This window comes from Cryptosporangium minutisporangium (genome assembly GCF_039536245.1).
GTDB classification, from domain to species: Bacteria; Actinomycetota; Actinomycetes; order Mycobacteriales; family Cryptosporangiaceae; genus Cryptosporangium; species Cryptosporangium minutisporangium.
The window spans coordinates 40072-49316 of the sequence record NZ_BAAAYN010000054.1 but is presented as its reverse complement, the minus strand read 5'-3'; the positions used below and the strand labels follow the sequence as shown (position 1 = coordinate 49316).

The window sequence follows — 9245 nt, the reverse complement described above, 5'->3', positions numbered from 1 at the left end:
CCGGCGGCCGCCGCCGGCGCACCACCGCCCACCACCGCGACCCCGGCACCCGTCCGCAGCGCTGCCGCACCGGCCGACGCCGACCGGGCCAGCACCTCCTGCAGCTGCGCACCGGACTCGCGCGGGACGGTCACCCGATGGATCTCGTACCGGTGCCGTCCGCCCTGATACCCCGACTCCACCGTGGCCGACGGCGCGATCGCGGCGAGCGTGGACACCAGGCGGCGCGCGGCCGCATCGGTGTCGAACTCGGCGAGAAGGCCCGGCTCGTCCGCCGCCCAGTGCTCCGGACGGGGGTGATGCACGGTGGGGCGGGTTCCCGGCGAGCGGCAGATGCCCGGCCGCGCCGCCGTCCGGACGAGCATCGCCGCTTCGAACGGCGCCCACGCCGGATCCAGCGGTGCGCGGACCATCGCCGCGCGCACTGCGTCCACCTCCGAGCGGATCATGGTGACCTCCCAGCCCAATCGCGCTCAGCGAGCGCGTCCACGGCCACCTGCTGTCCGCACCCGGTGACGGACGGTCGACGAACCGTGGCCCGTTCTTCCGCTGACGGAGAGCATCCGCGCAGCTCGTCCGCGAAGCCGCAGATCTGAGGAACTTCTGAGGAGTCCGCTTCTGGTCGGCTAAGCACAGAAATCCCCTGGAAACAGCTGCCACTTCCGCCCCAGACCGGGTGTCACCACCGGAAACCTGGGATTAACTGCCGGGCTGCGTCTGGTTTCCGTCCCGCCGGGAGCAGCCGACGCACTAGCGTGACCGCGTGCACTCCGACGCCGGCAACAGCGGTACGCCGCTGCTCCGCAAGCTCGGCGTGCAAGCCGGCCACTCGGTGTGGCAATTCGTGACCCGCCTCGCCGATCGGTAGACCGTTGCATCCTCCCCACCACCCCGGCCGGATCGTGGTCAGCAACCTGACCAAGCGGTTCGGTGCGATCCGCGCGGTCGACGACCTCTCGTTCACGGTCGAGCCGGGCACCGTCACCGGCTTCCTCGGACCGAACGGCGCAGGCAAGACGACGACGCTGCGGATGCTCCTCGGCCTGGTCGCTCCGACGCACGGCATCGCGACGATCGGCGGCTACCGCTACGCCGACCTGACGCGGCCGCTGGAGGTCGTCGGCGCGGCGCTGGAGGCGTCCGGGTTCCACAAACGCCGCACCGGACTGGCGCACCTGCGCGTCCTCTGCGCCGCGGCCGGGTTGCCCGCGCGCCGTGCGGACGAGGTGCTCGATCTGGTCGGCATGTCCCCGGCCGCCGGCCGGCGGGTAGGCAGCTACTCGATGGGCATGCGCCAGCGGCTCGGGCTGGCGCAGGCCCTGCTCGGCGATCCCCGCGTGCTGATCCTGGACGAGCCCGCCAACGGTCTCGACCCGGCCGGGATCAGCTGGCTGCGCGAACTGCTCCGCTCCCTGGCGGCCGCGGGCAAGACCGTGCTCGTCTCGTCGCACCTGCTCAGCGAGGTCGAGCAGACCGTCGACGACGTCGTCATCATCGCGGCCGGGCGCAGCGTCCGGCAGGGTCGCGTCGCCGAGCTCAAGGCACAGGCGCACTCCGGCGTCCGGGTGCGCACACCGCACGCCGACCGGTTGGTCCGCGCCCTCCCCGGCGTGCCGGTGCGAGCCGCGGGCGAGCCCGGAGTCCTGCTGATCGAGCGCGTGCACGCCGCGGACATCGGTCGGGTGGCGCTCGCCGCGGGCGTGGAGCTGCACGAGCTGACGCCGCTCCAATCCGACCTGCAGGAGCTGTTCCTCGCCCTGACCAACGAGAAGGCCACGATCCGATGATCGCCACCGTCCGTAGCGAGCTGTTGAAGATCCGGTCGCTCGCGGTCGGCTGGGCGACCGCGATCGGCGTGCTCGTCGTGACGCTGCTCGCCCTGGCGTTCTGGTACCTGATCCTGCAGGCCCAGACGACGTCGGAATACCTGGACGACAGTCCGGCCGACGTGAAGGAGAGCGTCTACACCGCGGGTCAGTACTTCGGGCTGCTGCTCACGATGATCTTCGGAATCACGATTGTGACCAGCGAATACGCCCACCAGACGATCACCTCGACATTTCTCGCCACGCCGAAGCGGAGCCGCGTGGTACTGGCGAAAATTGTCGCCGGGCTTTTGTTCGCGCTCGTGTTCTTCGCGATCAGCTCGGTGCTGGCGGTCGGCGGCGGCACCGCGATGCTCGTCTCGCTCGGCGTCCCGGTCGGGGCCGGGCTGGGTACCGGACTCGGCGCCGTGGCCCTCAACGCGCTGGCCTACGTCGTCTGGATGATCTTCGGCGTCGGCATCGGGACGCTGATCCGCAACCAGGTCGTGGCCGTCGTCGCGGCGATCGTGCTCTACCTCGCCGAACTCGGCTCCGGCCTGGTGTTTCCGCAGCTCGCGTCCGCCCTCGACCAGGACTGGATCGCCAAACTGCAGTACTACCTGCCGGGCGGGGCCTCACGCGCGATGACGTCGCTGGTCGCCACCGACGACGCGCCGGTCTGGTGGATCGCCGCGCTCGTCCTGCTTCTCTACGGCGTGATCACGACGGCGTACGGCACGTTGATCACCGCCGCGCGCGACGTCAGCTGACGTTGCTGAACACTGAACCGATTCGGTTGAGTGACACGGTTGGGACCCGAGTGTCGTGTTGCACTCGAAATCCCTTCCGCTGACCGGGCGCGCTCGGCAGCCAACACCGCTCCGGCGTAGCCTGGGCAGTTGCGGCGGCGGGGTTACCGTGCCGCTGTGGGCTCAGTGGAACCTTCCTCTGAACTCATCCAAAACGAACGAACCGTACGCACGAGTAGCTGAGAAGAAGGCGAACACGCGGCCGTGTCGACGCAGAGCAGCACCTCATCGCAGACCGAGGATTCCCTGGCGGCCTTCGGGGCCAACGAATGGGTGGTCGAGGAGATCTATCAGCAGTATCTCGCCGACCCTGCCAGTGTCGATCCGGCCTGGCACGAGTTCTTCGCCGATTACAAGCCGACCGGCGTCGGGAGCACGAGCGGCCCGGCCACGGACGAGAACGGCACCGTGCCGACCGCCGACCGCGCGGACGGGCGGGCCGGCGGCTCGACGTCCTCCTCGAACGGGGCGGCGCCCTCTCCGGCGACGCTCGCGAGCAAGGCGGCCCCTAAGCCGGCACCGCCGAAGCCCGCTCCGAGGCCCGGACCGGCCCCGACGGCGACCTCCACTGGATCAGCCGGAGGCACGGCGGCCAAGTCGGCGCCACCCAAGCCCGCCCCGGCGAAGCCAGCTCCCGCGAAGGCGGCCGAGAAGGCACCCGAGCCGAAGGAGGCCGGGCCCGTCACCAAACCGATCCGGGGCGCGGCGGCCCGGATCGTCCAGAACATGGAGGCCTCGCTCGAGGTCCCCACCGCGACGAGCGTGCGCGCGGTCCCGGCGAAGCTGGTGTCCGACAACCGGATCGTCATCAACTCCAACCTGGCCCGCTCGCGGGGCGGGAAGGTCAGCTTCACCCACCTGATCGGCTGGGCGCTGATCAAGGCCGTCGCCAGCCACCCGGAGATGAACAACTCCTACACCGAGGTGGACGGCAAGCCGGCGCTGCTCATGCCCGACCACGTCAACCTCGGGCTCGCGATCGACCTGCAGCAGAAGGACGGCAGCCGCTCGCTCGTCGTCGCCAGCATCAAGAAGTGCGAGACGCTCGACTTCTCGCAGTTCTGGCAGGCCTACGAGGACATCGTCCGACGCGCCCGGAACGGCAAGCTGACCACCGACGACTTCGCCGGCACCACGATCAGCCTGACCAACCCCGGCGGCATCGGCACCGTGCACTCGATGCCGCGGCTCACCAAGGGCCAGGGCACGATCATCGGCGTCGGTGCGATGGAGTACCCGGCCGAGTTCTCCGGCATGTCCGAGGAGCAGCTCGCGGCGGCCGCGGTCAGCAAGATCATCACGCTGACCAGCACCTACGACCACCGGATCATCCAGGGCGCGCAGTCCGGCGAGTTCCTCAAGCGGATCCACCAGCTGCTGCTCGGCGCCGACGGCTTCTACGACGAGATCTTCGCGTCGCTGCGCATCCCGTACGAGCCGGTCCGCTGGGTCCGCGACGTCACCACGGTGCACGAGGGTGAGATCGACAAGACCTCCCGCATCCTCGAGCTGATCCACTCCTACCGGGTCCGCGGCCACCTGATGGCCGACACCGACCCGCTCGAGTACCGGCAGCGCCGCCACGCCGACCTCGACATCCTCGAGCACGGCCTGACGCTCTGGGACCTCGACCGCACGTTCCCGGTCGGCGGCTTCGCCGGTAACCGGACGATGAAGCTGCGCGAGATCCTCGGCGTGCTGCGCGACTCGTACTGCCGCCGCATCGGCGTCGAGTACATGCACATCCAGGACCCGGCGGAGCGGGCCTGGATCGCCAAGCGGGTCGAGGTCAAGCACTCCAAGCCCGACACCGTGACGCAGAAGCGCATCCTGGCCAAGCTGAACGAGGCCGAGGCGTTCGAGACGTTCCTGCAGACGAAGTACGTCGGCCAGAAGCGGTTCTCGCTCGAGGGCGCCGAGGCGGTCATCCCGCTGCTGGACGAGGTGCTCCAGGCCTCCGCCGAGGAAGACCTGGACGAGCTCGTCGTCGGTATGGCGCACCGCGGCCGGCTGAACGTGCTCACGAACATCGTCGGCAAGCCCTACGAGAAGGTCTTCAACGAGTTCGAGGGCAACATGGACCCGGAGTCCACCCAGGGCTCCGGCGACGTGAAGTACCACCTGGGCGCGGAGTCGAAGTACACGACCCCGGACGGCCAGCACACGATCAAGGTCTCGCTGACCAGCAACCCGAGTCACCTGGAAGCGGTCAACCCGGTCCTGGAGGGCATCGTCCGCGCCAAGCAGGACGTGCTCGACAAGGGGCTCGAGGGCTTCACCGTGCTGCCGGTGCTGCTCCACGGTGACGCCGCGTTCGCCGGCCAGGGTGTGGTCGCCGAGACGCTGAACCTCTCCCAGCTGCGCGGGTACCGCACCGGTGGCACCGTTCACGTCGTCGTCAACAACCAGGTCGGCTTCACCACCGCCCCGGCCTACTCGCGGTCGAGCTTCTACTCGACCGACGTGGCCCGGATGATCCAGGCGCCGATCTTCCACGTGAACGGCGACGACCCGGAGGCGTGCGTCCGGGTGGCGCGGCTGGCGTTCGAGTACCGGCAGGCGTTCCACAAGGACGTCGTCATCGACCTGGTCTGCTACCGGCGCCGGGGGCACAACGAGGGCGACGACCCCTCGATGAGCAACCCGGAGATGTACGCGATCATCGACAACAAGCGGAGCGTCCGGAAGCTCTACACCGAGGCGCTGATCGGCCGCGGCGACATCACCGTCGAAGAGGCCGAGGAAGCCCTCAAGGACTTCCAGGGCAAGCTGGAACAGGTCTTCCGCGCCACCAAGGACGCCACGCAGACGTCCCGCCGGGAGCCGAAGCTGCAGCCGAACCCGTCCGCGCAGCTCGTCGAGACCGCGGTGCCGCTCGAGCAGATCCACCGGGTCGGCGACGTGCACGTCGAGTACCCGGAAGGCTTCCACCCGCACCCGCGGGTCAAGCCGCTGATGGAGAAGCGGCGGAAGATGTCCCGCGAGGGCAACATCGACTGGGCGTTCGGCGAGATTCTCGCGCTCGGCACGCTCGTCGCGCAGGGCAAGATCGTGCGGCTGGCCGGGCAGGACTCCCGCCGGGGCACGTTCGTCCAGCGGCACTCCGTGCTCATCGACAAGGAGAACGGGTCCGAGTTCACGCCGCTCGACCTGCTCGGCGCGCGCAACGACCAGGGCACCGGCCGGTTCTTCGTGCACGACTCGCTGCTGAGCGAGTACGCCGCGATGGGGTTCGAGTACGGCTACTCGCTGGCCCAGCCGGACGCGCTGGTGCTGTGGGAGGCCCAGTTCGGCGACTTCGTCAACGGCGCGCAGACCGTCATCGACGAGTTCGTGTCCTCCGGTGAGGCGAAGTGGGGTCAGCGGTCGAGCGTCGGCCTGCTGCTCCCGCACGGCCAGGAGGGTCAGGGCCCGGACCACTCGTCCGGCCGGATCGAGCGCTTCCTGCAGATGTGCGCGGAAGACAACATGACCGTGGTCGACTGCACCACCCCGGCGAACTGGTTCCACTTGCTTCGCCGGCAGGCGCTGTCGGGCATCCACCGTCCGCTGGTCGCGTTCACGCCGAAGTCGCTGCTGCGCCACCGGGCGGCGGTGTCCTCGCTGGAGGAGTTCACCGAGGGCAGCCACTTCCAGCCGGTCATCGACGATCCCGGCTTCGAGGGCGTCAAGCCGGACCCGGCGAAGGTGAAGCGGGTGCTGCTCTGCTCCGGCAAGGTCTACTACGACCTGGCCGCGGCGCGGGCGCAGCGCAAGCTCGACGACGTCGCGATCATCCGGCTCGAGCAGCTCTACCCGCTGCCGGTCACCGAGGCGCGGGCGGCGCTCGACCGCTACCCGAACGCCGAGGACCACGTGTGGGTCCAGGAGGAGCCGGCGAACCAGGGCGCCTGGAGCTTCGTCGCGCTGAACCTGCTGGAGCAGCTCGAGGGCATCCGGCTCCGTCGGGTCTCCCGGAAGGCCGCGGCGAGCCCGGCCGTCGGGTCGAGCAAGGTGCACGAGCAGGAGCAGAAGGCGCTGATCGAGGCAGCGCTGCCGACGAAGGCCTGAGGCGTGTACTTCACCGACAAAGGCATCGAGGAGCTGGCCGAGCGTCGCGGGGAAGAGACCGTGACGCTCGGCTGGCTCGCCGAGCAACTCCGCGATTTTGTCGACCTCAACCCCGAGTTCGAGATCCCGATCGAACGCCTGGCGACCTATCTCGCGCGCTCCGACGAGGACGACGAATAGCCCGATGCGTTCCTGGCTCGCAACCTCCGCCGCACTCGTCCTGAGCATCGCTCTGGGCGGGTGCGGCCTCCTTCGGTCCGAGGACGCGGATCCCCCGGCCACCGCGTCCCCGGAGCCCTCCGCGACCGAGGCGCGCGAGGGCCGATTACTGACCGCGGCCGAGGCGGAGCGGGCACTGCCATCCATCGTGGAGATCGACGGCGCCGGATGGACGATCGACCCCGGCCTGCCGCGTACCACCACCAATAGTGGGAGTCCCTCGACTTACGTCAGCGCCACGTCGGCCGATCCACCGGTATGCCTTCCGCTGCTCGATCCGGAGGTCGACCGGAACCGGGGGCGGGCTGCGGTCAAGTCCGAGATCTCGTTCTCCAGGACGACGGCGAGCGGGACCAAGACCACGGTCACGTTCCTCGTCGAGTCTTGGCGGAACACCGCGGACACCGTCCAGCCGGAGGAGGTGGACGTGCTCGCCGGCCAGTGCGGCTCGTTCACCGGCCGAGACGCGAGCGGGGAGTACCGGTGGAAGGCCGTGCGGATGCGCCCGTTGCCACTCGGTGGCGAGCAGACCGCGTTCCGGCTGACCACGCAGGTAAAGGGCGTCACCGTGTACGTCACGACGTTCGAGGCCAAGGTCGACCGAAACGTGATCACGATGATCCACGTCGGCACGGAGTTCGACGACCCGCTCGGGACGTACTGGCCGACCCTGCAGAAGCTGTTCGGTCGGTTGGCCACCTGACGTTGTGCGTGGTGCACAAGTGGTTGCAGGGGCCTGTGCAATCTGCGATGGCAAGGTCCACTATGGTGCGCCGACATGTTCACTCGCACGAGTTTGTTAGTGGCCACTGCGGCGCTCGTCGGCGCCGCGCTGGCCGGATGCGGAAGCGAGAACGACTCCCCCGCGGAGGCCGAGGACAAGCCCGCTGCCTCCGCGTCTGCGGCGGCACCGGCCGACAAGCCGGAGGGCCGCCTGCTCACCCCCGCCGACGCGAAGGCGGCGCTTCCGACCGTCTCCGAGATGCCGGGTAAGGGCTGGACCTCCACCGCCGTCTCCACGGAGGAGAGCAGCCCGACCGTGACGCCGGCGAAGTGCGCTCCGGTGATGAACGAACTCTCCACCGACTTCGGCGGCTACAAGCCGAAGCTTGCCGCCAAGGAGGGCGTCAAGTTCACGAACCAGGCGACCGGCCAGACCGAGCTGCTGTTCGAGGTCGCGTCCTGGACCAACGAGGCCGACGCCGGACTGCCGCTCGCCGCGGCCGAGCTCGCCGACGACTGCAAGTCGTTCACCGCGACCGACGAGGGGACGACGCTCGAGTTCACCGCGGAGCGCCTCACCCCGCTGCCGATCGGTGAGAAGCAGGCCGCGGTGCGCCTGACCGCCAGCTTCCAGGGCACCAAGATTTACCTGACGGTCTTCGAGGCGAAGATCGGCCACAACTTGATCAGCATGGTTCAGACCAGCCCTGAGTCCACCGACCGCGCGAACGAGTACAAGCCCATCGTCGAATCCATCATCGCGGATCTGCAGAAGGCCGCCTGAGACCCCGGCAGCCCTGCGGCCGTCCGGGGCGACGCTCCGGACGGCCGCGCCGCGCGAATTAGTTGCATCCCGCCCCCTAACCCTCCCAGCATTTGCTCAGTAGCGTGAACGAGTGTTCACTCGCTCGGCTGCCTTAGCCGCCGTCACCTGTGCCCTGGCTCTCGCGCTCACCGGGTGCAGCAACGACTCCGATCCCGCTACCGAGCCGGCCGCCGACGGGAAGGCGTCGGCGTCCACCTCTCCCTCCCCGAGCCCCAGCGAGGCGCCGGAGGGCCGCCTGCTCACCGCCGCCGAGGCGAAGGCCGCGCTCCCCGCCGTGACCGACCTGCCCGGCAGCGGCTGGCAGGCGACTCCGATCCCTCCCGACAGCGGCGAATCCAAGGTCGAGCCAGCCTCCTGCGCCCGGCTCTGGTCCGAGACCGCGACCGACCACAGCGGCTACAAGCCGAAGATCGCGGCCGTGGAGAGCACCGGCTACGGCACCGAAGCCACCGGCTTTACCGAGGTTTTCTTCGAAGTCGCGTCCTGGACGAACGCCGCCGACAGCGGGCTGCCGATCGAGGCGAGCTCGGCCGTGGACGAGTGCGCGTCGTTCACCGTCACCGACGACGAGAGCACCGACCGGATGACCGCGCGAAAGTTGACGCCGCTCGCGCTCGGTGAGAAGCAGGCCGCGATCCAAATGTCGTTCACGGTCGAGGGGACACCGGTCTACCTGACCTGGTGCCAGTTCGCGGTGGGGCACAACCTGATCTCGGTGGCCCACGGCAGCACTGCGGCCGGCGATCCCCAGAAGACGTTGGAGCCCGCCATCCGAGGCATCCTCACTGACCTCGAGAAGGCCTGACCCCGAGC

7 protein-coding genes and 1 pseudogene are annotated in these 9245 nt (G+C 69.3%); 7 read left to right on the top strand and 1 reads right to left on the bottom strand.

Annotation, left to right across the window (positions count from 1 at the left end; translation table 11 throughout):
- Nucleotides 1–449 (bottom strand): annotated as a pseudogene (locus ABEB28_RS36215) (hypothetical protein); the annotation flags it as partial.
- A 423-nt stretch (nucleotides 450–872) separates the two neighbouring features.
- On the opposite strand from ABEB28_RS36215, the gene ABEB28_RS36210 reads away from it, so the two are divergent.
- The 7 genes from ABEB28_RS36210 (at nucleotide 873) to ABEB28_RS36180 (ending at nucleotide 9237) form a co-directional block, all read left to right on the top strand.
- Entirely contained in the window at nucleotides 873–1787 is a 915-nt protein-coding gene (locus ABEB28_RS36210) for an ABC transporter ATP-binding protein (RefSeq protein ID WP_345732794.1), read from the top strand.
- The gene (locus ABEB28_RS36205; protein WP_345732793.1) at nucleotides 1784–2575 is read left to right on the top strand and encodes an ABC transporter permease; all 792 of its coding nucleotides are present in this window, start codon (nucleotides 1784–1786) and stop codon (nucleotides 2573–2575) included. The genes ABEB28_RS36210 and ABEB28_RS36205 overlap by 4 nt, the downstream gene beginning before the upstream one ends.
- A 243-nt stretch (nucleotides 2576–2818) precedes the next feature.
- The gene (locus ABEB28_RS36200; RefSeq protein WP_345732792.1) at nucleotides 2819–6664 is read left to right on the top strand and encodes a multifunctional oxoglutarate decarboxylase/oxoglutarate dehydrogenase thiamine pyrophosphate-binding subunit/dihydrolipoyllysine-residue succinyltransferase subunit; all 3846 of its coding nucleotides are present in this window, start codon (nucleotides 2819–2821) and stop codon (nucleotides 6662–6664) included.
- Nucleotides 6665–6667: 3 nt separating this feature from the next.
- Complete coding sequence (locus tag ABEB28_RS36195; RefSeq protein ID WP_345732791.1) at nucleotides 6668–6844, top strand: DUF6104 family protein; 177 nt, start codon at nucleotides 6668–6670, stop codon at nucleotides 6842–6844.
- 4 nt (nucleotides 6845–6848) lie between these two features.
- Nucleotides 6849–7586: a hypothetical protein gene (locus ABEB28_RS36190; protein WP_345732790.1), complete on the top strand. Its 738-nt coding sequence runs from the start codon at nucleotides 6849–6851 to the stop codon at nucleotides 7584–7586.
- A 75-nt stretch (nucleotides 7587–7661) separates the two neighbouring features.
- Nucleotides 7662–8390 (top strand): hypothetical protein, encoded by a 729-nt coding sequence (locus ABEB28_RS36185; protein ID WP_345732789.1) that lies wholly within the window; start codon nucleotides 7662–7664, stop codon nucleotides 8388–8390.
- Nucleotides 8391–8502: 112 nt separating this feature from the next.
- Nucleotides 8503–9237: a hypothetical protein gene (locus ABEB28_RS36180; RefSeq protein ID WP_345732788.1), complete on the top strand. Its 735-nt coding sequence runs from the start codon at nucleotides 8503–8505 to the stop codon at nucleotides 9235–9237.
- Nucleotides 9238–9245: the final 8 nt, after the last annotated feature.